The 23,528-nt window shown below is 60.9% G+C and carries 22 protein-coding genes and 2 pseudogenes; 8 read left to right on the top strand and 16 right to left on the bottom strand.

Translation table 11 applies throughout. From position 1 onward, the window contains the following. The first annotated feature begins 30 nt into the window (after positions 1 to 30). Entirely contained in the window at positions 31 to 273 is a 243-nt protein-coding gene (locus tag BQ8482_RS06850) for a type II toxin-antitoxin system Phd/YefM family antitoxin (protein WP_123147434.1), read from the top strand. Beyond that, positions 273 to 698, top strand: coding sequence for a type II toxin-antitoxin system VapC family toxin (locus BQ8482_RS06845; RefSeq protein ID WP_123146775.1), 426 nt, complete (start codon positions 273 to 275; stop codon positions 696 to 698). The genes BQ8482_RS06850 and BQ8482_RS06845 overlap by 1 nt, the downstream gene beginning before the upstream one ends. Before the next feature lie 243 nt (positions 699 to 941). Here BQ8482_RS06845 and BQ8482_RS06840 read toward each other — a convergent pair whose 3' ends face one another. The 15 genes from BQ8482_RS06840 to BQ8482_RS06775 all read right to left on the bottom strand — a co-directional run bounded on the left by BQ8482_RS06840 (position 942) and on the right by BQ8482_RS06775 (position 14,590). Continuing rightward, complete coding sequence (locus BQ8482_RS06840; protein ID WP_133254703.1) at positions 942 to 1,463, bottom strand: hypothetical protein; 522 nt, start codon at positions 1,461 to 1,463, stop codon at positions 942 to 944. Between the two features lie 7 nt (positions 1,464 to 1,470). Beyond that, positions 1,471 to 2,391, bottom strand: coding sequence for a HupE/UreJ family protein (locus BQ8482_RS06835; RefSeq protein WP_244602642.1), 921 nt, complete (start codon positions 2,389 to 2,391; stop codon positions 1,471 to 1,473). A gap of 98 nt (positions 2,392 to 2,489) precedes the next feature. Continuing rightward, positions 2,490 to 3,368 (bottom strand): peptidyl-prolyl cis-trans isomerase, encoded by an 879-nt coding sequence (locus BQ8482_RS06830; RefSeq protein ID WP_123146772.1) that lies wholly within the window; start codon positions 3,366 to 3,368, stop codon positions 2,490 to 2,492. 117 nt (positions 3,369 to 3,485) lie between these two features. Beyond that, a complete protein-coding gene (locus tag BQ8482_RS06825; RefSeq protein WP_123146771.1) occupies positions 3,486 to 5,420 on the bottom strand; it encodes a DUF3604 domain-containing protein in 1,935 nt (644 codons plus the stop codon). Then, positions 5,417 to 6,088 carry a hypothetical protein gene (locus BQ8482_RS06820; RefSeq protein WP_133254702.1) on the bottom strand — a complete coding sequence of 224 codons (672 nt, stop codon included), beginning with the start codon at positions 6,086 to 6,088 and terminating at the stop codon, positions 5,417 to 5,419. The genes BQ8482_RS06825 and BQ8482_RS06820 overlap by 4 nt, the downstream gene beginning before the upstream one ends. 174 nt (positions 6,089 to 6,262) lie before the next feature. Next, positions 6,263 to 6,430 carry a hypothetical protein gene (locus BQ8482_RS39030; protein WP_244602641.1) on the bottom strand — a complete coding sequence of 56 codons (168 nt, stop codon included), beginning with the start codon at positions 6,428 to 6,430 and terminating at the stop codon, positions 6,263 to 6,265. Continuing rightward, positions 6,424 to 6,654 (bottom strand): hypothetical protein, encoded by a 231-nt coding sequence (locus tag BQ8482_RS39025; RefSeq protein WP_244602640.1) that lies wholly within the window; start codon positions 6,652 to 6,654, stop codon positions 6,424 to 6,426. The genes BQ8482_RS39030 and BQ8482_RS39025 overlap by 7 nt, the downstream gene beginning before the upstream one ends. Further along, positions 6,651 to 6,860 carry a hypothetical protein gene (locus BQ8482_RS06810; protein WP_077377871.1) on the bottom strand — a complete coding sequence of 70 codons (210 nt, stop codon included), beginning with the start codon at positions 6,858 to 6,860 and terminating at the stop codon, positions 6,651 to 6,653. The genes BQ8482_RS39025 and BQ8482_RS06810 overlap by 4 nt, the downstream gene beginning before the upstream one ends. Continuing rightward, positions 6,857 to 7,540: a DUF2092 domain-containing protein gene (locus BQ8482_RS06805; RefSeq protein WP_425294083.1), complete on the bottom strand. Its 684-nt coding sequence runs from the start codon at positions 7,538 to 7,540 to the stop codon at positions 6,857 to 6,859. Before BQ8482_RS06805 ends, BQ8482_RS06810 begins: the two co-directional genes overlap by 4 nt. A 393-nt stretch (positions 7,541 to 7,933) precedes the next feature. Next, complete coding sequence (locus tag BQ8482_RS06800; protein WP_244602639.1) at positions 7,934 to 8,911, bottom strand: DUF2950 domain-containing protein; 978 nt, start codon at positions 8,909 to 8,911, stop codon at positions 7,934 to 7,936. A 20-nt stretch (positions 8,912 to 8,931) separates the two neighbouring features. Then, positions 8,932 to 10,257 carry a DUF3300 domain-containing protein gene (locus BQ8482_RS06795; protein WP_123147433.1) on the bottom strand — a complete coding sequence of 442 codons (1,326 nt, stop codon included), beginning with the start codon at positions 10,255 to 10,257 and terminating at the stop codon, positions 8,932 to 8,934. Between the two features lie 84 nt (positions 10,258 to 10,341). Next, on the bottom strand, positions 10,342 to 11,310 hold the full coding sequence (locus BQ8482_RS06790) for a formylglycine-generating enzyme family protein (RefSeq protein ID WP_123146767.1): 969 nt from the start codon (positions 11,308 to 11,310) through the stop codon (positions 10,342 to 10,344). 17 nt (positions 11,311 to 11,327) lie between these two features. Then, entirely contained in the window at positions 11,328 to 12,329 is a 1,002-nt protein-coding gene (locus tag BQ8482_RS06785) for an HAD family hydrolase (protein WP_123146766.1), read from the bottom strand. After that, positions 12,326 to 12,880 carry a hypothetical protein gene (locus BQ8482_RS06780; protein ID WP_123146765.1) on the bottom strand — a complete coding sequence of 185 codons (555 nt, stop codon included), beginning with the start codon at positions 12,878 to 12,880 and terminating at the stop codon, positions 12,326 to 12,328. The genes BQ8482_RS06785 and BQ8482_RS06780 overlap by 4 nt, the downstream gene beginning before the upstream one ends. Positions 12,881 to 12,952: 72 nt before the next feature. Next, a complete protein-coding gene (locus BQ8482_RS06775) occupies positions 12,953 to 14,590 on the bottom strand; it encodes an arylsulfatase (RefSeq protein ID WP_123146764.1) in 1,638 nt (545 codons plus the stop codon). A gap of 571 nt (positions 14,591 to 15,161) precedes the next feature. Here BQ8482_RS06775 and BQ8482_RS40505 point away from each other — a divergent pair. The 4 genes and pseudogenes from BQ8482_RS40505 to BQ8482_RS06755 form a co-directional block, all read left to right on the top strand. Further along, positions 15,162 to 15,356, top strand: a pseudogene (locus BQ8482_RS40505) (DUF4105 domain-containing protein); the annotation flags it as partial. Positions 15,357 to 15,442: 86 nt separating this feature from the next. After that, on the top strand, positions 15,443 to 16,762 hold the full coding sequence (gene gltS / locus BQ8482_RS06765) for a sodium/glutamate symporter (RefSeq protein ID WP_123146763.1): 1,320 nt from the start codon (positions 15,443 to 15,445) through the stop codon (positions 16,760 to 16,762). 277 nt (positions 16,763 to 17,039) lie between these two features. Beyond that, entirely contained in the window at positions 17,040 to 17,492 is a 453-nt protein-coding gene (locus tag BQ8482_RS06760) for a hypothetical protein (protein ID WP_208867597.1), read from the top strand. 90 nt (positions 17,493 to 17,582) lie between these two features. Further along, positions 17,583 to 19,427: a mechanosensitive ion channel domain-containing protein gene (locus tag BQ8482_RS06755; protein ID WP_244602637.1), complete on the top strand. Its 1,845-nt coding sequence runs from the start codon at positions 17,583 to 17,585 to the stop codon at positions 19,425 to 19,427. Positions 19,428 to 19,919: 492 nt separating this feature from the next. Here BQ8482_RS06755 and BQ8482_RS39020 read toward each other — a convergent pair whose 3' ends face one another. Continuing rightward, positions 19,920 to 20,336, bottom strand: coding sequence for a PQQ-dependent sugar dehydrogenase (locus BQ8482_RS39020; RefSeq protein ID WP_244602636.1), 417 nt, complete (start codon positions 20,334 to 20,336; stop codon positions 19,920 to 19,922). Here BQ8482_RS39020 and BQ8482_RS40290 point away from each other — a divergent pair. Both BQ8482_RS40290 and BQ8482_RS06735 read left to right on the top strand, forming a co-directional pair. Continuing rightward, positions 20,235 to 21,928: pseudogene (locus BQ8482_RS40290) on the top strand (mechanosensitive ion channel domain-containing protein). The gene BQ8482_RS39020 and the pseudogene BQ8482_RS40290 sit on opposite strands and share 102 nt — an antisense overlap. Positions 21,929 to 22,567: 639 nt before the next feature. Beyond that, complete coding sequence (locus tag BQ8482_RS06735; RefSeq protein ID WP_123146760.1) at positions 22,568 to 23,095, top strand: hypothetical protein; 528 nt, start codon at positions 22,568 to 22,570, stop codon at positions 23,093 to 23,095. The last annotated feature ends 433 nt before the right edge of the window (positions 23,096 to 23,528 follow it).

Raw genomic sequence — 23,528 nt, 5'->3', positions numbered from 1 at the left:
TATGACCATCTACATGGTCAGGAGCGTGACATGAGTGTGATCAACCTGGCAGATGCCAAAGCCCGTCTGAGCGAGCTAGTGGATCGTGTCGAGGCAGGAGATACGATCGACATCACCCGGCGGGGTAAACCGGTCGCACGGCTCACCGCCGTGGCGAGACCGCGGCGGCGGATCGACGCGACCCTCCTGCAATCCTTGACCGCGACCATGCCGCCTCAGGCCGAGAGTTCTGCCGATCTGGTACGGTCGATGCGGGATGGCGACCGCTACTGATGCACTATCTCGACACGTCGCTAATCGTTGCCGCCCTTTCAAATGAAGCGACGACGCCGCGCGTTCAGAGCTGGCTGGCGGAGCAGGACCCGGCGCAGCTTCTGATCAGCGACTGGACCATCACCGAGATGTCGTCGGCCATGGCGATCAAACTGCGAACCGGGCAGATCAACCTGGAGCAGCGCGCAGCAGCGCTCGCGATGTTCCACAAGCTGGCCGCCGAGAGCTTCACCGTGCTGCCTGTCACGGGCGGGCATTTCCGCACGGCGGCAAAGTTCGCCGATCAGCATAGTCTCGGGCTTCGCGCTGGTGACGCGCTGCATCTCGCAACGGCATCGGAGCATGGCGCCACGATACATACGCTCGACCAAAAGCTCGCCGAGGCTGGACCGTTGCTCGGCGTGGCGACGCAGTTTCTGGCATGATCCGAGCCGCGCCAGGGCCTCGATCTTCTCGACAGCAGCGGCTCCTTCCGGTCAGTTCGTCACAGCTCGAGACACAGAGTTACCAGATCGAACGCGACGCGCGTGGAACGCGGGCGACTTGCATTATCGGCGCCGCCTGGAAATGTCCTGTCGGTGAAAAAAGCGTCGTGTCGACAAGATCGACGGTAGAGGGGCCGTGGTCTCAAAAGCGTGGGGTCGAGGACCGTGAGCGAATTCCTGTCATCAAGCACGGATGTTGCTTCGCTTATGACTGGCTTGGTCGAGACAGCCCTGCGTGTGCCGGCGGGATGAGTCGCCACACCGCATAGGGCTTGTAAAACGGATCGAGATGGATGTGCTGAATTTTGCCGTGCCAGGTGAAGCGCGGGCGGCGACCATGTCCTCCACTTCGATCGAGGCGTCGTCGGAGAGGCCGAACTCCCAAAGCGGCACCTCGAGATCCGCGCCCTGAGCCGAGTGCGGATCGAGGCAGACATGGAACAGCAGGAAGTCGGACGGGTCGGCCGTGCGCTTGCCGTAGTAGATGATGTTGTCGTTCCAGGCTTTGTAGAAGGCTAGACTGGTGAAATCGTGCTTTAGCTTTTGTGCAAAGGTCATAAAGCTTCCTTCCAATGCGCTCGCAGTGGGAGGCAGCAACGCTCCCGCCAAAAACGCGCAACCGAAATCCCCTGAATATTGACGCGCAGATCCGGCATCGACTCGCAGAAGACCGCTGCCGCCTCGACCGATCACGCATGTGTTCATGCCTCCCTCATAGAAACATCGCGTCCAGCCGCTCGATGCTCCAGAACGCCGCGACGGTTCCGATCACATAGGCCGAAGCGACGATAGCCCGCCGCGGTAGCGTGATGATGCGCCGTATCGAATGAACGGCGAGCAGGATCGCCGCGATGAATAGGAGCTGCCCGATTTCAACGCCGACATTGAACGACAGCAAAGCGAGCGGAATATCGCCGCGCGGCAGCCCAAGATCAACCAGGGCGCCGGCGAAGCCGAAGCCGTGCAGCAGGCCGAAAGCGAAGGCGGCGACCCAAGGCCATTGGATGGTCAGGCTCGACTGCCCGCGCTCCATCCTAACGATTTCGGTCGCGACAAGCAGGATGCTGAGGGCGATCATTGCCTCCACCGGCGCAGACGGCAAAGTGACCCAGCCGATGGTGGCGAGAGTCAGCGTGATCGAATGGGCGACGGTGAACGCGGTGATCGTCTCGACTATCCGTCGCCAGCCGCGCACGATCAACATCAGCGCGGCGACGAACAGGAGGTGGTCGATGCCGGAGGCGATGTGCTCGATGCCGTGGCGAAAATAGGTCGCCGCCACCTCCCAAGGGTTCTGCGTCGCGGGGATCGCCATGTCGGGCGCGCTAGGGGTGAGCCGCTCGACCCATGTGCCGCCATCGGCGAATTCGATGCGCACCAGCGCATCGGTCATGGTCTGCGATAGGCCCTCGATGCTCACTTTCTGGCCGGCGAGCGGTTCGATCGCTGCAATCCGCCACGTCTGAACCATGGCGTCGCCCGTCGCGCGCGACACCACCGGCGTCAGATTCTCGACCGCGCCAGAAAAGCGCGGCGAAAGCGCGAGCCTGAAGTCGCCCTGCATCGGTGTCTTGAAGGTTACGCTGAACTCACCCGGGCTTTCCTCTCGAAGCTCCAGAAATGCCGGGCGCATCTCGTGTGTCAGGGCCGGGGAGGCCCCAACGCATGCCGCAACCAAAAGCAATGCAGCGCGCCCGAACCGCAGGAGTAAGGCTAGGAAACGGACCGGGCTCATCGCGACGCCACATCGGCTTTCGGGCCAGGAGAAAGCAGCTTCGCCACCTCGTCACCATAGACGACACCGTATTTCTCGCGCAGCCGTGCAATGTAGTCGCGGCTGACTTCGTCCTGGCGATCTCTGAGCCATTCGGCTGACACGGCCTCACGCGCCTCTTCGAAAGGACGCGAACCCTGTTCGTTCCGCTCGGAGACATTGATCAGGTGGTAGCCATAGCCGGACTTGAACGGGCCGGCCCAGCTTCCCGTTCTCGCGGCGTAGATCTCGCGCGAAAGCTCCTCGCCGAGCATGCCGGTCGCCTCCTGTTCGTCGAGGTTCTTGAACTCGGTGCCGAGCAGAAATCTGTCGCCGAATTCCGCCACGTCGCCGGCATCGCCGGCCTGGAGCCGTTCGAGCATATCGGCCGCATCGGCGGCGGCGTCCTTGCGGCCGTCCGGATTGAAATAGACCTGTCGGAAACTTGCCTTGCTTGCGACGCGGAACAGGTCGAGGTTGGCTTCATAGTATTTTCTAAGATCGGCTACCGTCGGCTCGACGACCTTGGCAGTGTCCTTGAGCAGGAACTCCAGTTTCTGGGCCAGCCGGCGCCTGACAATCGTGTCGTGCTCTTCGAGACCCATTTCCCGCGCCTCGCGAGCGAATAGTTCCTCTTTTATCAGCTCAGTAATCAAGGCTTGCAGCTCCTGGCCATCCGGGGGACGCTGCCACTGGCCCTTGAAAGTTTCGGTGAGCCACTTCAGCTCGCCGTCGCCGACACGCACCGGCTCGATGCTTTTCGTCTGCTCTTCGCTGTCGCCAAGCCATGCAAAGGCAGCGAACAGCACGGTGCCCGCCACGACAAAATGCAGCAAGGGTTCATGAAAAAGTTTCATTGGGCGGCGTCCTTGCTAGCTAGGCGGTGTCGATGAGTTGGTGCCGCCTTGGCGAGTGGCGAGCGGTAGGCAGACGCCTCTGGGCGTCTGCCTTGTCTTGATGCGTCGCTTCCTTCCTCAAGTGCCTGGCGTGTACCAAATCGGCGAGGTGTAGGCCCGTTCGGTGATGGTCATCGCCGTGCCTGGCAAGGCCTTTACGCCGAACCGCTTGACGTCGTAGGCGGTCCAGCGCGGGGTCGGGATCTCGATCACCCGTCCATAGTAGAAGGCCGGCTGGCTCGCGTCGAAATCCGGGTCCTCCCACACCGCGCTGAGCTCCGGGGAGCCGATCGTATTGGTCCAGCCGGCGTTCGCGGCATCCACAGTGTCGCCGACCGATGGCAGCTTGCCGGTACCCGCGTCGGGCTTCCGGTCGCCGGACCAAGCCACGTCATAGACCTGCTCCTTCAGTTTGCCGTCCGCCTCCAGCCAGCCCTTGACGATCTGGTAGCGGTCGAGGTTGGCGCCGAGCGGATCTTTCAAGGCGGCGACCAGGAAGGTCGGTTTCTTGCCTTCAGGGGCTGCGCGAAGATCGCCGCCCATCGGCACGCCCTTGGTGTAGCCGATATGCCCCGGCAGTCGATTTTGCGCATCCTTGCTTTCAAACTCCCAACCGCCGAAGAACCGCACCAGCATGCGCGGGCCGGTGGTGGCGTAGGTCTCCTTGCGCTGCATGGCATCCCAGATCGATGCGCGGGTGTTGTCCTTGGCCCAGACGGCTGCGTAGCCGGAGGCGCCGACCTCCCAGTCCATGATTTTGACACCGGTCTGGGCATTGCTGATAAAGGTTGCGCCGATGCGTTCCGGGCTCGGCTCCTGCGGTGTGGTCTTGCCGAAGAAATTGTCCTCCTCCATGGCGGTGAGGCCGGTGTGCGCATCGCTGCTGCTGATGAGGCCGAACTTGTAGGGATTGGTGCCGAGCTCGCGCTCGAGCTTCAGTCCGTTCTTGAGGGCCGAGCGGGCATACTCGAACTCGAGCATCTCCTTGGTCTTGGGAACGCTGCCGTCCAGATTGCCCTTGTCCCAGATCTCGAAACTGGCGAACTCGTCGTTGGGCGAGAGGAGCGGATGCGACTCGCCGGTGCCCTTGGTCTGCGAGGTCTCGTAGAGCCGCTCCCATTTCGCCCGCTGCTCGACATATTCGCGGTCGACCTGCTTGCCGAACTGCTCGACGGTGGGGAACATCAGGCCGCTGCTGAGATTGCCGTTATGCGCGATCGCGAGCACATCGCCGCCGGTCTTCTGTTCATAAGCGCCCATCCATTTCCACAAATCGACCGGGTTGTCGCTGCCGTAGGGCGGATAGACGGTGAACGGCTCGACCTGGCTCGCCTTGTCGCCATTGTCGCGGAAGATGACGTTGCGGTGCAGATTGTTGCCGCCGGTGTTCGACGTCCACTCGAAGCCGATGAAGGCGGTGAAAAGGCCGGGATTGTTGTAATCCTCGGCGGCGGCGATCGTTTCCTGCCACGCGCCCTTGTAGGCGGCCGTGCCCGGGAAATACATGATATCCTTCGGGAACGTCCCGTGCGAGAAGGCGACGATGATCTCGATCGCCGCATCCGCGCCTTTGCCGGACTGTATCATGTCGTACCATTTCTTGCCGGTAGGGTCAGCCAGCACCTCAGGCTTGCCGGCGAACAGATCCGGGAAGAAGCCCATATTGTCGGAGTGATCGGCGACCACGAGAAAGTCGAGCGGGCGGGAAAGCTTCACCGGCTGGCCGGTGGACGAGGTAACCTCCTCGCCCCTGGCGAAGCGGTAAGCGTCCCGCGGTGTCAGCTTGGCGCCGAATGCGCCGGCGTCCATGGAAAACGCGGTGTGCAGATGCGTATCGCCGAAGAATGGGCGCGTCGGGAAGTCGCGCTCCGCGTATGGCGAGTAGGCCGGCGGGTGCTGGTGCGCGGCGTCGGCCTTTCCCTTGTCCAAGGCCCCGGCGTCCTGCGCAATCGCCGGAAGCGCGAAGCCCATCAGGCTTGCTAGTGCCGTCCCGTACAGCAATGTCTTGGTCATGGATTCCCTCCTGATGGTTGAACTGCGTCAGTGATGAGCTGGGCGGCAGGCGACGTCGTCGCATGGCTCGCGCCCAACTTGGCAATAGGTTGGCCTCCGGCGTGTCGATAGGTGCCGATGAAGTCCGACTTCTGCTTCTCGGATCCGTAGAAGCGAATGAGGCCGCGCTCACCGGCCTCGCCGACAGCCAGCCGGCCGAGCGCGATCTCGCTGATGACAGCCTCGCCGGTAACCAGAACCAGATCGCCCGGTTCGGCGGAGGCAACATGGAGCTTGGCATGCAAGCCTTCGGCGCTCGGCTCGAAGCGGGTCCAAAGCACCGGCTCGACAAGGACAAGGGAAAAGGCTGGCTGCGATGGCTCGGATGACGCGGCGCGGAGCAATTCGGCGAACCCGGTGAGCGCCGTCTGGGTCGCGCGAAATCGCTGCCCGAACAAATCTGCTCCGGCCCGATTGAAATTCGCCAAGGGCAGCCGCCGCGCCGCGACCTCCCGCGATATGGCACCGATGACATGAAGCGAATCCGGATAGGCCCAGTTCAAAACGCCGCGCGAAACCGACTGCGGGCTGTCATAGCCGCACGCGACTGCTTCCGAAGAGGGGGCCATCACCCCAGCCATCAGGGTTAGCCAGACAACGCCGGAGTTTCTCAACGCCAGAACTCTCATAATGCTCCCACCTAATAGGAAGGTCGCGTCGTCCAGCCGGGCTGGCCGCTGCGAGGGCTTTGCCTGCCCTTGGTGAGGCTCGCGCATTGTTCGGCGGCACGGAACGTAATTAACTGTATCCTACAGGCGGAATCCGTTGGGGGTGGCCAGGCAGGGATCTCACGGGCCACACCCTCAGAATTTCTGCGGTGATCCAGGTTGGAACGAAACCCAGGCGTGAACAAAAAGCAGGCCCAGCGCGGCATGGAGAACAACGGTCGGCCACAATAGTTTCCCGACCTGGGCACCTTCCATCCCGAGATAGGCGAGGTAGATGGCGGCAAGGACGTTGTAGGTCAGCATTCCCGCCAGCGGCGAGCTCCTTCCCTGATCCTGCCGGCGAGCAGCGCGACGCCGGTGACGCGGGCGACTGTCAGCCCCGTACCGGTCAGACCGTCGCCGAGCAACAACACGGCGACCGTGCTCGGAACGACGATCAGGGCCACACCCATGGCGGCCTCGATGACACCTGCTGCCGCAAGTAACCAAACAACCGGCACCGCTATCAATGCTCGCCGCGAACTCAACAGTACACACCGGCCGCGCAGCGCCGTACCGTGCGCCGCGCCACCCCGGCGACACTGACCGGCGTCAGGGGACGCCCGACCCTGGCCTCGGCGCTGGAGACAAGGCTGCTAAAGCCGGGAAGCGCTAGCTGCTGCGAGGCTTCAAGCCCGAACAGTCCAACGGCTCCAGCGAGCACGACGATTCTCAGTTTTCTCGACACGGTCATTTGGGGGCTCCTGGCGAAAGATGTGTGGGCAGTTCATCGAAGTCGACAAGTTCCTTCAGATCGACCTTCTTGGCACCGTCCGGCGCCTTGAAGGCGAAATCGTCCGCGGCAACATCAGCGCCGGTTTTCCAGTCGCTGATCTGAATGCTGTATTGCGGACCCTGGTCGACTGCGTTGGACGTGATGACATAACGGCAGGGATAGGGATGCTCACCTTGCGCGATCCATATCTGCCAATCGACTTCCCTTTTCCGAAACGCCAGATGATCGCACTCCGTGCCGCCGATCACGCCGCTGCCGAGATCCTTGACGTCGGTGACGTCGCGCATCAACTCGTCGTAGACGTTCGACAGCAGAAGATCGGCGCCGGGGACTGGCCTCTTGTATTTGTTCCGCAGCTCGTCGACCAGATGATCGAGTGTGCCGGGGATATCGACCTGCGTATAGAGATTGGCGTCCTTGCCCAGCAGCGTCAGCGTCTTGCCGTCAAAGACCATTTCGACATTGGCAAACCCGCCGTGGCGGCTGCCGCGGAACTTGTCGGGCCGGCTGAGATCCACCATGCCCGAACTCGCCAGCAGCAGCTTCTGGTGATCCTTGGTGACGATCTCGAGATTGGTGTCGTATCCGAACGATATGGTCGTCTGCGCGGTCAGATAATCCGACATCGCCTTGAGCATGCTCTTGGCCGCAGCCTCGTCGGCCCTTGCGGGCGCTCCCAGGCCAATCGCCAGAACCAGCGCCACAACAGGTGCCGCAAAGCTTCCGACCAATGCTTGACTTGTAAAAGATCGTCTGTTGGTTTTCATGCCAGTCACCTTCCGGCTTGTTGCGCCCAGGTGACGTTGCGGCATTGCCGCTCCGTGCGGAACGTAACTAACTGTATCCTACTCGAAGAATTACGGTCAGTCTGCGATGGTGAGGCCGGCTTTTCTCAGCGAGCCAATCAAGAAGTCGACTTTTGCGAACGGGCTTATCCTTGCCGCGCGATGCAGCGCCGAGGCGGAGACCGCCGCCGCCCAGAGTCGCGCGCGTCGACGATATTGTCCGCAGACAACTAGAACGCCTTTCTCTCAGTCGGCCACGACCTGCCAGGTATCGTCTGGGTTGAAGCGGTCGATGTATTTGACGATCTGCTCGGTGGTTGGCCCGAGGTCGGTCTCGTAGACGACGCCGTGCTGGTTGACGGCGAAGGTTTTTACGCCTGTCTCGCCATATTTGGCAGGCCAGGCGATGAGGCCGAAGCCGGCGATCATGTTGCCGTTTATGACGTAGTCGTAGGCGCCGCCGGCGATATGGTCGCCCTGGCCGGTCAGAATCTTGTACTTGTAGCCGAAATAGCCTTCGCCCTTGGCCGCGTCCTCGAGCTCGGCCTCACTAACGGCGTCACCGGCCGGACTCTCGCCGTTGATGTCGTCGGTCGGCCAGTAGAGCCCGTCGGTCGCGCCTTCCGAGCTTATCAGTTTCTGCGCGAACTCCTCCACGCCATCCTCGTCGCGGTCCTGCGATGCATAGTCCTCCTGCGCGTCAACATAGGCGCGCATCGTCTCGATCGCGGTGAGCTCGTTCTCGCCGACATACCGGTTCACGATCTCTTCGAGCCCGGCATAGGTGTCGAAAGCCCACTTGCCGTCCTCGCCCTTGACGATCGGAAACGGCAGCGGCCACAGCTTGTCGCCGATCTGCAGCGTGCGGCGGTCGCCCTCGCCATCGACGACAAGCCGCTTGGCCACACCCTCCTTGATCGCCGCCAGCGTCTCGTCCGCGTTCTCGTCAGCCTTCAGCTTTTCCGCATCGAGGCCGAGAAGGGCCGCAACCGCACCGTTGCCGGCGTCGCCCAGCGCCTTCTTGAACGCATCGACAGCCGCTTCCGGCGTGTCGAAGACGGGCGGCTCAGCGGCGGCCGCAAACGCAGTGATCTCCGGCGCATCCTGTGCGGCGGCTGGCTGCCAGACAGCGATGCCCACTGCAAGCGCCACGGCGCAGACAGAGCGGAGAAGGATCGTATGCAAAACTCCCGTGTGACGGGTGGTGCTGAACATCTGTGTCATAATCCTGTCCTCCCGTTCCGTTAACGCCCGCGTCCGCCGCCGCCGCGCTTGATCTGCTTGTGGCCGCCACCGCCGCGCTGGCCGCCGCCCATCGACTTGTGGCCACGGTTGGAGCTGACCTTGGTCGCCTTGCCGCGATCAACGTTGCCGAGCCCCGACGGTTTCTTCGGCCGGTTGTCGACCCTTGCCGCAGGTTTTGGCTTGCCAGCCGGACGGTTCACCTTGGCCGGCTTCGCCGCCGGGCGATTGGCGGTAGGCCTGGCCGCAGGTTTCTGGATGTCGGCGGGCTTGGCGGGGCGGGTGACGTTGGCGGGCTTCGCCTTCAGCCCGTCCAGCGTGCTCTTGCGGATGTCTCTCGTTGCAGCCGTCTTGCCCGGCACCCTGTTAGCGAGCTTGTCGTTCTTCTTGATGTCGCGGGCGCGGTCCCGGATGGCGTTGTCGCTATTCTTCTCGATCCGGTTCTTGATGTTGGTCTGGTCGAACTTGTTGAACTGGTTGCGGTCGATATTGATCTTGTCGCGATCGATGTTCTTCCAGTCGACGTCGTTGAAGTTGATCTTGCCGTTGAAGTCGCGGTTGTTGAAGCAGTTGTTGCAATCGATGTTGATGTCGTTGCCGTTCCAGCGGCCGCCCCACACGCCCCAATCGTCCCAGTCGACGGCGGCGGCCCAAATGGCGCCCGTCACCGCCCCGGCAAAAAAGGTCGCCCCCGGATACACATAATAGGGGTAAGGATCGGGATAATAGCGGATCGGTTCCCACACGTAATCCGGCTCATAAAACATCTGCGGCGGATATTGCGGGACGTAGATCACCTCGGGGCTCGCCGACTTGATGACAAAATTGTCGTTCTCCTTGACCACCTGGATCTTGTCGTCGGTCTTGATGACGCCCTTGGCGACCGCCTCGTCGCGCAGCTGCTGGATGGCAACCAGCACGTCCTTCTGCTGGTAGGCGATGGCATCGCCGAGCGTCTGCGTCCATTCGAGGTCGTCGCTCATCATCTTGACAATGTCCGGATAGTTGAGCAGCGACACCACCGAGCCGTCCCAGCTGTCCTTGGGCTTCAGGCCCTTGTCCTTCTCGTAGCGGTCGAGGAAGCGCGCCGCCTCGACGATCTGCAGCGGATAGAGTGCAGCAGCCGTGATCACCGCGATCAGCTCGTCCGGATAGAGCGCGATCCGCGCAACCAAGACCTCCATCTCGTCGGCGCTCAGCGGCTCCGGCGAAGTCGTCGCATCGCTCGAAGCGTCAGCCGCCGCAACCTGTTCTTGTGCAAAGACAGGATGCGCCGAGCCAAACCCGGCAAGCAGCAGCGCCAGCGCCGCAGCGCCGACCTTCAACATATCATTGCCCGTCATGCTTCTATCCTCCCTGTCTGTCTCTGTCTCGGCAAGCCTTAGGCCGCCGGGCCTTTCTAGCAGTATTTGTCACGTTCTGCGTGCAATGCAGCGGAACCCCAGATGGCACGTAGACGTATCGATCGGCTGCGCCATCCGCGCGGCCGGGCGGTAGCGCCGGCAATAGTTGGGCGCGCAAAGATGCGATCCGCCTTTCATGACCTTGCGCGGGATTCTGATCTGCGGCTGCCGTGGATCGAGGCTGTCGTCCCGTTTGGCACCGCGGGGATTGTCAACCGTGCAGCACGGGCTGTCGATCTTGCCGTGTTCCTGGTACCAGTCCGTGGTCCATTGCCAGACATTGCCAGCCATGTCGTAGAGGCCGTAGCCGTTGGCCGTAAAGGAGGCGACGGGTGACGTCCCCTCGTAGCCGTCCTCGCAGAGATTCTGCCATGGGAACTCGCCTTGCCAGGTATTGGCCATGTGTCGTCCAACGGGCGTCATTTCATCGCCCCAGACGAATTCGGCCGCGTCGAGCCCGCCACGCGCCGCGAATTCCCACTCTGCCTCGGTGGGCAATTCCTTGCCCGCCCACGATGCGTAGGCTTCGGCATCCTCAAAGTTCACATGCACGACCGGATGGTCGGCCAGCCGCTTGATCGAACTCGCCGGCCCGCGCGGATGGCGCCAATTGGCGCCGCGGACGTAGACCCACCAATTGTAATGGTCGCGAAGATCGACACGCTGTTTGGCCTTGCTGAACACCACGGATGATGGCGCCAGCATGTCCGGCTTCGCTCCGGGATAATCGTCGGGATTTACGGGACGTTCGGCCGAGGTGACGTAACCAGTTGCGTCGACGAAGCGAGCGAACTCGCGGTTGGTGACGGTACAGACGTCCATCCAGAAGCCGCCCACTGTCACGCTATGCGCCGGCGCCTCTTCGGGATAATGCTTGTCCGATCCCATGAGGAATGTACCGCCGGGAATCCACACCATGTTCAGGAATGGCTCTTCGACCTGTGTAGATTGAGCCTGGCGTTCCACAACTCGACTCATCGTCTTGCTCCGAATCCTTATTTCTCGAAGGCGAACACCCGGTTCCAATCCTTCTCCATATCGACAACCGTCCAACCAGAATCGGCTGCCGCGTCGAGACCCTTGTCCAGACGGCCGATGCTTGACTGCCGGTCGTAGGCCCATTCCCGCTCACCGTCGGTGTGGTGCACGTAAAGGCAGAAATGCGGGCCAGGTCCCGAGCAGGTCCATTGCAGCATCTGCAGATCGCCGTCGGAATTGCCGAAGGCCGCGATCGGCCGCCGCCCAATATGCTTTTGGATGGCCACCGGCTTGCCCGCCTTGTCGTCAATGAAATCAACTTCCGGCAGCTTGTTGAGAACCATCTGGTCCCCTTTCAACTCGAATTTCATTTTGCCGCTGCTGCCGATCACCTGCTCGGGCGGAATGCCGTAAACCTGCTCGCTGAATACTCGCACGAACTCGATGCCGCCGCCCGAGGCTATGAATGTCTTGAACCCGTTGGCGCGCAAATAGTCCAGCAGCTCCAACATCGGCTGGTAGATCATCTCCGTGTAGGGTTTACCTGTCTTCGGATGTTTTGCGCTCGCAAACCAATCGCGGACGATCTTTTCGAACTCGTCGGTGGTCATGCCCGAATGCGCGGCCATCACGACCTCCAGGATCGCGTGTTCTCCGCCAGCAAGTGCTGCTTTCACATCGCCCTTCAACAGCGATGCAAAGGGGTCCTGCGTGTTCCATTCAGGATGTTGGGGAGCGAGCGCCTTGACCCGGTCGAGCGCGAACAGAAGCTGAAAATACATAGGCTGTTCGCCCCACAGCGTCCCGTCATTGTCGAACACCGCGATGCGTTCGGGGACGGGCACGAAATCCGCCGACCCTTCCTTGCTCACGCTTTCGACGAACCGCACGATGGATTGCTTCGCCTCGCCTTCGTTCCATGACGCGAGTACTTCCGCGCCTTGCGCGGAAGGCGCAATCGCCATCAACAGAAAAAGGGGCAGCAAATAGCGGCTGGCGGCGCGAGCGAGAACGGTCATGGCTTGACACCTTTGCTTTCTGTAATTTGAGCGGGACGGTGTTCGAACAGCAGCGTCCAAAGCCTGCCTTCCCCAAGAGCGACGTTGACTTCCCTGGACGCCAGGTAGGGGATCAATATCAGCAGCATGATCAGGCTTGTCGCGAGCGTCTGCGGCAGCTTGTCTCCTCCGAATTCAGCGAGCGAAGCGGCGATCGTGCGCCCGTGAACCAGCCCGACGATGACTTCCTCTACGACCGAGAGGACGAGAAGCAGGATCAGGTATGACAGGGCCTTGCAGGCTATGACGTAGACTATCCTGCTTCGACGCCGGTCGCCCAATCGGATCATGTGTCCCAGCATTATGAACTTCGCCAGGATCAGTGCCTTGATGGCCGCCAGCCCTGATGGCAGATAGCTGATGCCCTCCTCGCCAAGGATCGCTGCCTTGTAGAGAATAAGCGCACCAAAGCAGATGAATAGATACAAGGACAGGATCGCGTACTCGCGCAGCTCGTTCTTTGCCCTCTGAGCAATGGTCTTGGTCGAAGGATGGTTGTTCGCGACTGCCATTGATCTGCTTCCGAGTTAGCTTGGAGGCCGCGCCTGCCGATAGCGCGAGCGCGGCCTATTCAGGGCAAAGACTCAGTTTCTGCCACCCTCCTGCAGTTTCGCCAGGACCTGGTCGAGCGCGAAGCTGCCGGGCCTCTGCCGCGGCGGGAACGCGACATAGGTCTGCAGGTGTTTGGCGACATAAGCCTGCGCCGGCACGAGCGCGAAGGCGTGCTCGACACGCCATCTGGCGTATTCCCCGGCGTCCGTCTGCGCCCGTTCGAACGGGTCACCCTTGATGTCGAAGAGCTTCGGGAACCGCAGTGGAATCAGCGGGTTCTCCCACACGGCAAGCCCCTCCTCGCGCTGCTCGAGGAAGACCATCTTCCAGCGTTCGTAACGCAAGCCGGCGAGGTTGCCGTCATCTGTCCAGTAAAAGTATTCGTGGCGCTTGCCTTCGCCTTCGCCGGCCAGCACGTCGCGTTGGTCGTAGCCATCCAGATGCACTTTGAAGCTCTTGCCGGCGGCATCGTATCCCTTCAACAGCTTAGCCGTCACGTCTGGTTCGCCTGCGGCGGCGACCAGCGTCGGCACGAAGTCTTCATGTGACGTTATGTGGTTGATTTCGGTTCCGGGCTTGATGACGCCCGGCCAGCGCATCATGCACGGCACGCGGTAACCACCTTCCCAGTTTGTGTTCTTCTCGCCTTTGAAGGGCGTGGTGCCGCCGTCCGGCCACGAGAAAACCTCCGCGCCGTTGTCGGTCGTCCAAAGGACGATGGTGTTGTCGGCGATGCCGAGGTCATCGAGCTTGCCCAGAAGCTGGCCGACCATGCCGTCCATCTCCACCATGGCGTCCGCATAGATGCCCAAGCCGGTCTTGCCCTTCGAGGCCGCCTTGAGAAAGGTGTAGATGTGGGTCCGGGTCGAATTGAACCAGCAGAAGAACGGCTTCCCGTCGGCGTTCGAGCGGTCGATGAAGTTGAGCGCGCTGCCGAGGAACTCTTCGTCTACGGTTTCCATGCGCTTCTTCGTCAGCGGGCCGGTGTCCTCGACCTCTTGTTTGCCCACCCGTCCGAAGCGCGGATCCTCGGTAGGATCGTCGGTTGCACTGGCCTTGCATTTCATCACGCCGCGTGGACCGAACTTGGCCTTGAACTCGGGATTCTTCGGGTAGTCGGGATGCTCCGGCTCATCCTCGGCATTGAGGTGATAGAGATTACCGAAGAATTCATCGAAGCCGTGAACGGTTGGCAGGTGCTCGTTTCGATCGCCGAGATGGTTCTTGCCGAATTGCCCGGTAACATAGCCCTGCGGCTTGAGCAGTTCGGCGAGCGTCGGGTCCTTCTCCGACAGCCCCTCCTTGGCACCCGGCAGGCCTACCTTCAGCAGGCCGGTGCGGAAGCAGGATTGGCCGGTAATGAATGCGGCGCGCCCGGCTGTGCAGGACTGTTGAGCGTAGTGGTCGGTGAAGATCGCGCCCTCTTTCGCGATCCGATCGATGTTCGGCGTGCGATAGCCCATCATGCCCCGGTTGTAGGCGCTGAGGTTCCAATAACCGACGTCATCGCCGAAGATGACGAGAATGTTGGGTTTTGCACCGGCTGCTTGAGCTTTCGCGCTCGTGGCTATTCCGGATGCGACAGCTGAAATGGCGAGCACAGATCCTCCGGTCAGCAAAATGTCGCGCCGGTTCGGTTGTCGGTCTGGATTCGCTTGCTTGTCACTCATCTGACGTCCTCCTTTGATTGTACCGCTTCTTCCAAGATAAGCTGAGTTTTCGGTTCCCTGGCGAGAAAACATGCTCCGCGTTCTATCGACGAGACGAAACTCGTGGCAGGACGCTTCACCCATGCCTTCTTCAAAATCGTCCTTCGTGAGGTTTGCCTATTGCCGCTCGGGACGGAAGGTAAATAACGGTAACCTACGGGCAGAATCGTTAGGCCAGCGCAAGAGTCGGTCCTTGAGGTCAGTCCGACTTTCCTCAATGGGCCAAGGAAGAACTCCACGTTCTGCGAACGGGCAATCCGCAACGAGACCGCTTGCTGCGTGTTCTTCACCAAATCCGGCACGTTTTTTCGAGCCAGGCGCGTTCACACTGAGCGGTCCGTGCGTGAACATCTTTGGTCAGTCCGCCAGAGTCGCACATTTACAAGAGTCAACAGATCAACCGACGTCCTTGCTCCAACCATTGCTTCTCGACGCCGACTCGATGATCGCCGCTTTCTATTCACCCTGTACAGGCTGGGCTGCTTTCTGCTGGGCAAGCGATATCACATTAGCCGCAGCCATGGCCGCCTGCTTCTCATGGCGCCTCATCGTCAACGGCTATCTTCCCGACTATGCCTATGCACGGGGTGCACTCGACACCCGCTTGCCGTTGTCGACTTTGAGGGAGTTAGCCCACATAGACGACCGTGCGCGGAAGTCGGGCCTTTCGCCGGATTTTTCGAGATTGATCCGGGTCGATGTGCCGTCTCCCCGCCTTGGCTATTGATCTGGGAAGAGCCTCGCGGATCCCCGGATCCTCTTGGCCTGCAAGGTTTTGCTCTTCCGGCCAAGTGCCGCGTCCGATATGCTCGGATGTCTCCTCGCAGTGTCAGCAAACCAGGCGGCCTGAAGACCGCCTGTCGCTCCAGGGGCCGGGGAATTGAGCCGATGGCCGCGGACCATGTTGAATTCTCGGAACTTGCAACGCTGATCATTGGTCTGATCGCGCTGGTCGCGGGAACCCGCATCCGTCAAATGGTTCCAGTGCTGAAACGCATCGACATGCCCAACGCGGTGATCGGTGCCATGATAGTGGCTCTGCTGGTTCTCCTTGCTCAGGTCATGTTCGCAACTGAGGTCGCCTTCGGCACAAAGCTCCGCGATCTTCTGCTGCTTGTCTTCTTCACGACGATCGGCCTGTCGGCGAAGTTGAAAGCGCTGCGAGCCGGTGGCCGTCCGCTAGTCATCCTCTGCGCCGTGACAGTGCTTCTGCTGATCTGCCAGAATCTGGTTGGCATCGGTGTCGCTACGGCTTGGGGTGCACACCCCTTCTACGGGCTCCTTGCAGGGAGCCTTTCCTTCGTCGGAGGGCCAGGGACGGCACTTGCTTGGGCGAAGGAGGCGGAGGCCGTCGGGCTTCAGAACGCGCAAGCGGTCGGAGCAGGAGCGGCGACTCTTGCGGTCATCACTGGCGCTCTGGTGTCGGGACCCATTACCGGTTGGCTGATCGGGCGTCATAGACTCTCCCCGGTTGCGGCAACGCAGATTGATGTCTCCTTCGCCGAGCCCCAAAAAGACGCACCAGCAGCAGTTTCAGGAGGATCGCTCGAGAGTATTCTGGCGACCATCCTGATTATTGCGGTATCGGTCCTTCTTGGCGACAAGCTCAATAGCTGGGCCAAGGACGCAGGATTACTGCTGCCTGGCTTCCTGTCGGCGATGCTCGCAGGAGTTTTCCTGACGAACCTTGTTGACTGGACTCGCATTCGGCTGGATTTCGAGCCGATCCAAAAGGGCGGCGAGGTCGCTCTGAACCTGTTTCTGGTGCTCAGCCTCATGAGCACAAAGCTGATTGCCGTTGCCGCTGTCCTCGGACCACTTTTCGTCAACGTACTGCTGCAGATCATCGTCATCGTGGCGATTGCCTATTTCGTTCTATTCCGGTTGCTGGGCCGTGACTATGAGGCAGCGGTTACGGTCGGTGGTTTCCTCGGCTTCGGGATATCTTCAATGCCCGTCGCGATGGCGACCATGGACGAGGTGGCGCGCCGTTACGGTCCAGCCCCGAAGGCGTTCTTGCTGATCACCCTGGCCGGATCGTTTTTCGTCGATCTTGCCAACGCTCTCGTTGCGAAGGCATTCCTGGCGTTGCCACTTTTCGACATGAAGGCACTGGGCATCGCAGGGCACTGATTTCCGACAAATGCGGTCGAACGAGCGGCAACCTGTCGACTGGCGTAGCGACGCTGCTAGCCGCCCTAAAGCGGACTCGCTATGCTTATTGCAAGTTCTGTAGGCCTCATAGGCAGCGGCGATCTTCGCGCGGTTCAAAAGCAACAGGTGAATGCGCATTGGGCGCAGCTGGTTTGCTGCTCGTTCAGAGCGAACAACTCGCCCAGCGGATCAATTTGCACCTGGCGTTGGGCGGCAGTATTGAAACGCAACCGCAGTCCACCGCAGAGACCCCGCCATGAATTATACTGCCACTACCGATGCGACTGGTCGATCGGATAACGCCGCTGCTGACACGCATCGGAAGGCGCTGGAGGTCAATCTCGACGCAACGAGTTTCGGCTCGTTCGCCGAGATCGGCGCGGGTCAGGAAGTGGCGCGATGGTTTCTGCGCGTTGGCGCCGCGTCGGGCACGGTGGCCAAGACCGTCTCAGCCTACGACAAGGAAGTGAGCGACGACCCTTACGGCTCCGGAACACGCTACGTGTCCAGGCCGCGGCTTGAGACGATGCTCGATTGTGAATGGAAATCGCTTGTGCAACAGATCGGTGATGCGCGCGGCAAAGATACGCGCTTGTTTGCTTTCGCCGATACCATCGCCGCCCGCGACGGCGCGGTCGTTGCGCTCTGGGCCGACCAGTTCAGTGCGCTCGGACCCCGCGCGGGTAAAGGGCTGGGCAGAAAAGCTTGAATTGTTCGATGGTTGGGCGCTGGATAGCGAGACAGCGGCCGACGAGCGACCGCCGGAACTGGCTTCCGAGGCGCTGAAGGGGGAGAAATCGTGGACACGACGGCGGAAACGGACGTTACTTCGTTGATTTGGGGCTTCGAACAGCTCGCCGAGCGTTTCATCTCCGGACTGTTCGCGCGGTTTGCCGCTTTGAGCGACGTCCCCGTCGAGCTTGAAAACCTGAGGGCCTCGCTGGCGGCCGGGGGAACATCTATCCTTGTGCTCCTGTTCGAGATTGTGTTGGTTGTCGCGCTCGTCGCGGGCGTGTTCATCCTGCTCGCCCGGCGGTTCAAGAAGGCGAGTGCCAAAAGCAGTGCATGGCGCAGATTCTTCGCGGGCGTGGCGGCTACTGTGGTGGCGCTGGTGATCGGTTTCATTGCTGCGCGGCTGCTGGCCGGTTCTGGCGTGCCTTTGCAAACCCTTCGCCTTTGGACGGTAACGACCGTGCTCGGACTCATCATCCTCGCCGCCGTCAGATCACTCTTGATGGCATCGCGGCGAACCGAGTTCGCGGAGCGCTCCGTCCATCTGGCGGCGCTCGTGCGCGACCTCTCGCTTGCTATTGGCTTGGCGATCATCGGCGTTACGCTGCTCGCGACGTTGCGGCTCTGGAGCGTCGGACCGGCCTTGGGGGATCTGCTGCGAACAGGCTTGGGAATTCCGATCTACCTTCTGTTTGCATGGGCGGTATGGCGGCACAGACGCACAATGGCAGCCGCCGTCGCCGGTCCGCGCCCCAGAAGCCGCTGGCGCACCCGTCTCGCCAAAATGTGGCCGGGAATCGTGATCGCGTTCCTGATAATCACCTTTCTCAGCACTCAGGCCGCGCTGACCCTGGGAGCATCGCTTCGTGGGTCGGCCGTTGTGCTGACCGCGTTGATGTTTCTCGCCGCGCCGCATCTCGACGCAATGATCGGGAACTGGGCGCAGCGCGGATTGGAGTCTCCTGACATCTCGATCTTGGCAGCGGCAGGGCGACAGACCGCCCGCTTCACCGTTGTGGCTATCATGATTGCCATGCTGGGAACGCTATGGGCGACACCGCTGGCTGCCGGGTTCGGCATAGATCTGTGGGAGGTCGCCAAGGGCGCATCCGGTGTGGCGCTGATCATGTTGGTGGCGGCGTTTCTGTGGAACGTGGTCGGCACAGCGACTGCTCGCGCCTTGCGCGCGGAGTTGCCCGCCGTAGGTGGTGACGAGGAGGCGCTGGGTGCGCCGCGCTCACGGCTGGGCACGCTGGTGCCGCTGATCAGCGCGGTCGGCAAATCGAGCATTCTGGCCTTGGCGCTGCTCTCGATCCTGGTGTCGATCGGGGTCAATGTCTGGCCGCTGATCGCCGGCTTGAGCGTGTTCGGGCTGGCCATCGGCTTCGGCTCGCAGACGCTGGTGAAGGACCTGGTCTCCGGGCTGTTTTTCCTGATCGACGATGCATTCCGCTTCGGCGAATACATCGAAACGTCAGGCGCCAAGGGAACCGTGGAAAAAATCTCGGTCCGGTCGGTTTCCCTACGCCATCAGCGCGGTGCCTTGGCGACAATTCCCTATGGCGAGATTGGCAAGATCCAGAATTTCAGCCGCGACTGGATGATCGAGAAACTGATCTTTCGCGTTGCATTCAACACCGATGTCGAAAAAGTCCGCAAGATTTTCAAGAAGATCGGCCAGGATATTTCGGCCGACCCGGAACTTGCCGGAGATCTGCTCGAGCCGTTCAAGAGCCAGGGAATTGCCGAGGTTGAGGACGGCACGCTGGTCATCCGGGCCAAATTCAAGGCGAAAGCGGGCAGACACTTCATGATCCGCCGCGCCGCTTTGATCGCCGTGCACCAGGCATTTCAGGAACACGGCATTAAGGCCGTCCCAAAGCCACTGACATCTAATCCCGGAGCAACCTGAGCATTCCGGATAGTCACGGCTGCGACGTAGTCAATTGGCAAGTTTGTGCACTGGTGGTGGGACCAAGCGGCTCGATACGTAGCTGTTTGGGAAGGTGACAATTGAGTTCGAGTTCGTGGCGGCTGTGCGGGCCATGCGGAACGATACGGGAATACTTCTGAATCTCGCCCACGAAAACGTCAATGAAATCAAAGTTCTTGTTACATCCTCCGGGCCCACCATAACTTTTATCTTGTTTAGAAAATTTTTTTGACGTCGCACACCTTGCCGCACATGGTGCCCGTCATAGCACTAAAGCCAGTTGGGGGAGATGAGGGGCCGCGCCGCTCGCCGGGAGTCTCTTTACCCGCACCGAAGAACAGATACGCCTGAGTCAGTTCGTTATATGCCTCTGTTTTCGGCGGGCCCCACCAACCATTAAAATAGCTCAGTCCGGCCTGTTTGCTCCGCCAAACCACATGAGAATGATACCATCTTTGTAAGCTAGCTGAGTTAGTTCCCGCGTGTCAGGCGAAGAACTTGTCCGCCGTCGTCAGTTAGAAGCAATATCGAACCGTCCCGCGCTACAGCAACGTCGCGAATGCGACCAGCTCCTTCCAAATAGCGAGCTTCGCCAGTGACGCGGTCAGCGGAGAGCGTTAGGCGTACAAGCGATAGGCTGGACAGCCCGCCGACGAGGATGCTTCCTCGCCACTCGGGGAACAGGCTCCCATCGTAGAAGACCATGCCGCTCGGCGCGATTACCGGATCCCAGTAATAGATGGGCTGCTCCATGCCATCCCGAGCTGTGATCCCTTCGCCGAGGGCATTCTGGCGGCCTTGATCGCGGTCGGATTCGGAGCCGAGTGGGCGGTCCGACGAGCGCTCGCCAGGACGAGGAGCGCGGTTGCTCAGGAAGACGCCGGACAAGCGATCCTCTTCGAGACTGTCGCCCTGCTGACTTTTGCGCGCGCCAGCGCCGGTTCGTTCTTGGCATTCGGATGGCCACCCTTACTCCGCAGGATCATTCTGACCCTGCTTCTTGCGTTCATCGCGTTCCGTGTCGTTCGCGCGGCAGCCCGATTGCTGTTTGCGTTCGGCGGTGCGACGAGCGACCCCTCGGACAGGCCGACTCCGCTTTTCGAAAGCGAGGGTTCGACCCGTTTCTGGCGTTGGCGAGTCAGCCTTGTGGCCGGGTTCCTGTTGTTCGGCTGGGCGATCGCCAGCCTCATGCCTGGCCTGGGCTTCTCTCGAGAGGTTGCAGGGCTCGCCGCCTTCCTGTTCGGGCTTGGCATTCTGGCGACCGCAATCGACGTCGTCTGGCAACGGCCCGACGGGCGAGGCTCTCTGGTCAAGCAATCGTTTCTCACCTTGTTCCTGATCGTGCTCTGGGTGGCTTGGGTCGCCGGCCTGCTCGGCGTCCTGTGGCTTGGGATTTTCGCCCTGGTGCTGCCGACAGCCTTGCGCGGCGTCGGCGCCGCGGCACAGGCCTTCGCCGGCAGGTCGAAGCGCAGCGGCGCGATGGGCGTCGTACTCAACGTGCTCATTGTCAGGGGCGCCAGGGCGGCGGTCATTGCCGCGGAGGTCGCATGGCTCGCCTATATCTGGCGGCTCAGGGCCGCAACTTTCGCCGGCAGCGAGACCGGCGGCTTCCTGATAGCCGGGCTGCTCAACGGCATCATCATCCTGCTCATCGCCGACATGCTTTGGCAACTGTCGAAGGCATTGATCGAATATCGGATGAACCTCGCGCCGACGGATGGGAGCAGCGCCGATGAACTGGCTCGCAGCGGCCGGCTTCGCACGCTGTTGCCGTGTTCATAGTCGCCGTCACCATTCTGACCATCCTCGCTGGGCTCGGCGTGCAGATTGCGCCGCTGATTGCGGGTGCCGGAATTTTCGGCGTCGCCATCGGCTTCGGCTCGCAGACTCTGGTCAAAGATGTGCTGAGCGGCGTCTTCTACATGATGGACGACGCCTTCCGGGTCGGTGAATACATCCAGAGCGGCAGCTACAAAGGCACGGTCGAATCCTTCAGCCTGCGTTCGGTGCGTCTGCGGCATCATCGCGGCCCCGTCTACACCGTCCCATTCGGTGAGCTCGGGGCGGTCCAGAACATGAGCAGGGATTGGGTGATCGACAAGATGATAATCAACATTACTTACGATTCCGACGTGGATCTGGCGCGCAAGCTCATCAAGAAGATCGGCCAGGAGCTGGCGGCAGACCCGGAATTTGCGGCCGACACGATGGAGCCGCTCAAGGGGCAGGGCATCGACAGTTTTGGGGAATACGCGATCGTTCTGAGGATAAAGTTGACGACGAAGGCCGGGACCCAATTCGGCATCAAGCGGCGCGCACTCATGATGATCAAGGCGGCATTCGCGGAAAACGGTATCAAGATCGCGGTTCCCACCGTTCACGTCGAGGGCGGCGGGGAGACCGCGGCCGCTGCTCATCAGGCAAGCCAAACCCTGAAAAAGAGCAAGGCCCCCTTGGAGGCGGTGAGGGACACGCCATAGAGCTGCGCGGTCCTGTCCACGTCATCCGAACTCGGCCTGACCTCTCTGAGAAAGGCATCGATGTTGACCGTGTACGTGGCTCAGACCGACGTCGAATTGGTACTCAAGCTGTTCAATGAGATCGGTGAGGAAATTGCGGCGGACCCGGAGCTTGCCCCCGACCTATCGGAGCCATTCAAGAGCAAAGGTTGCCGATCTCGAGGACGGCGCCCTGGTCATTTGGGTTTACGGCGAAACCGGGCAAGCAATTCGCGATCTGCCGGGCGGCACTGAAGGCGGTTCACAACGCATTCCGAGAGAACGGAATTCGGGCCGTGCCAAAGCCGACCAAAGGGCAATGGCTATCGCGTGACAGTCGTTCGCTGGATGTCGGCTATCTCATCTCTCAGGAACGGCCGCAATGGGGTCAAACCTGACATCATGCCGTCGTCGATGGCGTCGAGGACTGAACGGTCCGCAGTGCGCTGGCCAGCATTCGCCCGTAGGTTACAGTTATTTACGTTCCCTGACGTGAGCCGATCGGCCAAGGTCACTCACAGCGCCTAATATCGCCTCACCCCGCAAGAGGACAGCAGACTCTGAGCAATCGAAATGGGGCGCCCATAGCCAGAAACAATCCTGCACACAAGGGGAATATCAATGCGAAAATTCATGACACTTATCGCGGCAACGTCAGTAGCGCTTTCGTCTGCGATGGCAGCCTACGCACAAGATCAAAACCCCCTTCCCAAGGCCAGCGATGTGCTTGTCCGATACGGGGACGACGTCGAGGGCTGGACGGTCTATGCCAATCAAACCCGCGGAGATTGCTTGATCGTGCGCCAAGATGGCCCAAGTTCGGTGCAAATGGGCGTTACCGCAAATCAGGAGGTCGGGTATCTTGGCGTGTTCACGAAGGTGGATATCGGCCTTCAGAACGGGACCAAGTCGGACATCTTCGTCTCCATTGACGGCCATCTCTATCGTGGTGTGGCCACTAGCACGAGCGGCGAACTCAAGGGTGGATACTCTGGCGGCTACATCTTGACAGATGACCCGAAGTTCAAGCGCGACGTAGCGAAGAAATATAAAATGACCGTGTTTCCGGAAACCAAGGGGGCCTTTGTCGTCGATCTGAAGGGGACTTACAAGGCAATGGCAATGGGCCACAAGTGCCTCACGCAGTGACCCCGCTCTGACCACTCATTTGCCTTCATGGGTCCGGAACGCGAGGTTGGCGTTTGAAACACAGAATTGAATTGGCAATTCTGTTCCACCCGACGCCTAATTGGGCACCGGGCGCGGGTGTATTTCTTGGGTGGCGCGGAGCACCATGGTCCGCCGATCTGCGGGCAGAAGAAAGGTGCAATTCCAACGCCGTCTTGAGCGTCGCAGGGTGGAAGGCCGTCGTCGGCCTCGTCGATCAGAACCGGCAGGAAGCGCCAAAAGCTGCCGTAGCGCCAGCGCGCAGGCGACCCTCGCCACGCACCCGGCAACTGGACGACGTCATAAGGGTAGATGGCACTAGCCGTCAAGTTTTCGGAGGAAATCGACTATTCGAGACGCGGCTTCCTCCGGCTGCTCCAAGGGTAGGAGATGCGCCGCCCCGGGGACATTGACG

It is taken from the genome of Mesorhizobium delmotii, assembly GCF_900149755.1.
Taxonomy (GTDB): Bacteria; Pseudomonadota; Alphaproteobacteria; order Rhizobiales; family Rhizobiaceae; genus Mesorhizobium; species Mesorhizobium delmotii.
Note: the sequence above shows the minus strand (reverse complement) of the source record. Positions and strands in the feature narration are given on the sequence as shown.

Excerpts from the sequence above, each read along its gene's own strand:
- BQ8482_RS06850 (WP_123147434.1), top strand. The coding sequence starts at position 31 with ATGAGTGTGATCAACCTGGCAGATGCCAAAGCCCGTCTGAGCGAGCTA.
- BQ8482_RS06845 (WP_123146775.1), top strand. The coding sequence starts at position 273 with ATGCACTATCTCGACACGTCGCTAATCGTTGCCGCCCTTTCAAATGAA.
- BQ8482_RS06840 (WP_133254703.1), bottom strand. The coding sequence starts at position 1,463 with ATGAACACATGCGTGATCGGTCGAGGCGGCAGCGGTCTTCTGCGAGTC.
- BQ8482_RS06835 (WP_244602642.1), bottom strand. The coding sequence starts at position 2,391 with ATGCGCCCGGCATTTCTGGAGCTTCGAGAGGAAAGCCCGGGTGAGTTC.
- BQ8482_RS06830 (WP_123146772.1), bottom strand. The coding sequence starts at position 3,368 with ATGAAACTTTTTCATGAACCCTTGCTGCATTTTGTCGTGGCGGGCACC.
- BQ8482_RS06825 (WP_123146771.1), bottom strand. The coding sequence starts at position 5,420 with ATGACCAAGACATTGCTGTACGGGACGGCACTAGCAAGCCTGATGGGC.
- BQ8482_RS06820 (WP_133254702.1), bottom strand. The coding sequence starts at position 6,088 with ATGAGAGTTCTGGCGTTGAGAAACTCCGGCGTTGTCTGGCTAACCCTG.
- BQ8482_RS39030 (WP_244602641.1), bottom strand. The coding sequence starts at position 6,430 with ATGCTGACCTACAACGTCCTTGCCGCCATCTACCTCGCCTATCTCGGG.
- BQ8482_RS06810 (WP_077377871.1), bottom strand. The coding sequence starts at position 6,860 with ATGACCGTGTCGAGAAAACTGAGAATCGTCGTGCTCGCTGGAGCCGTT.
- BQ8482_RS06805 (WP_425294083.1), bottom strand. The coding sequence starts at position 7,540 with ATGCTCAAGGCGATGTCGGATTATCTGACCGCGCAGACGACCATATCG.
- BQ8482_RS06800 (WP_244602639.1), bottom strand. The coding sequence starts at position 8,911 with ATGACACAGATGTTCAGCACCACCCGTCACACGGGAGTTTTGCATACG.
- BQ8482_RS06795 (WP_123147433.1), bottom strand. The coding sequence starts at position 10,257 with ATGTTGAAGGTCGGCGCTGCGGCGCTGGCGCTGCTGCTTGCCGGGTTT.
- BQ8482_RS06790 (WP_123146767.1), bottom strand. The coding sequence starts at position 11,310 with ATGAGTCGAGTTGTGGAACGCCAGGCTCAATCTACACAGGTCGAAGAG.
- BQ8482_RS06785 (WP_123146766.1), bottom strand. The coding sequence starts at position 12,329 with ATGACCGTTCTCGCTCGCGCCGCCAGCCGCTATTTGCTGCCCCTTTTT.
- BQ8482_RS06780 (WP_123146765.1), bottom strand. The coding sequence starts at position 12,880 with ATGGCAGTCGCGAACAACCATCCTTCGACCAAGACCATTGCTCAGAGG.
- BQ8482_RS06775 (WP_123146764.1), bottom strand. The coding sequence starts at position 14,590 with ATGAGTGACAAGCAAGCGAATCCAGACCGACAACCGAACCGGCGCGAC.
- gltS (WP_123146763.1), top strand. The coding sequence starts at position 15,443 with ATGTCTCCTCGCAGTGTCAGCAAACCAGGCGGCCTGAAGACCGCCTGT.
- BQ8482_RS06760 (WP_208867597.1), top strand. The coding sequence starts at position 17,040 with ATGAATTATACTGCCACTACCGATGCGACTGGTCGATCGGATAACGCC.
- BQ8482_RS06735 (WP_123146760.1), top strand. The coding sequence starts at position 22,568 with ATGCGAAAATTCATGACACTTATCGCGGCAACGTCAGTAGCGCTTTCG.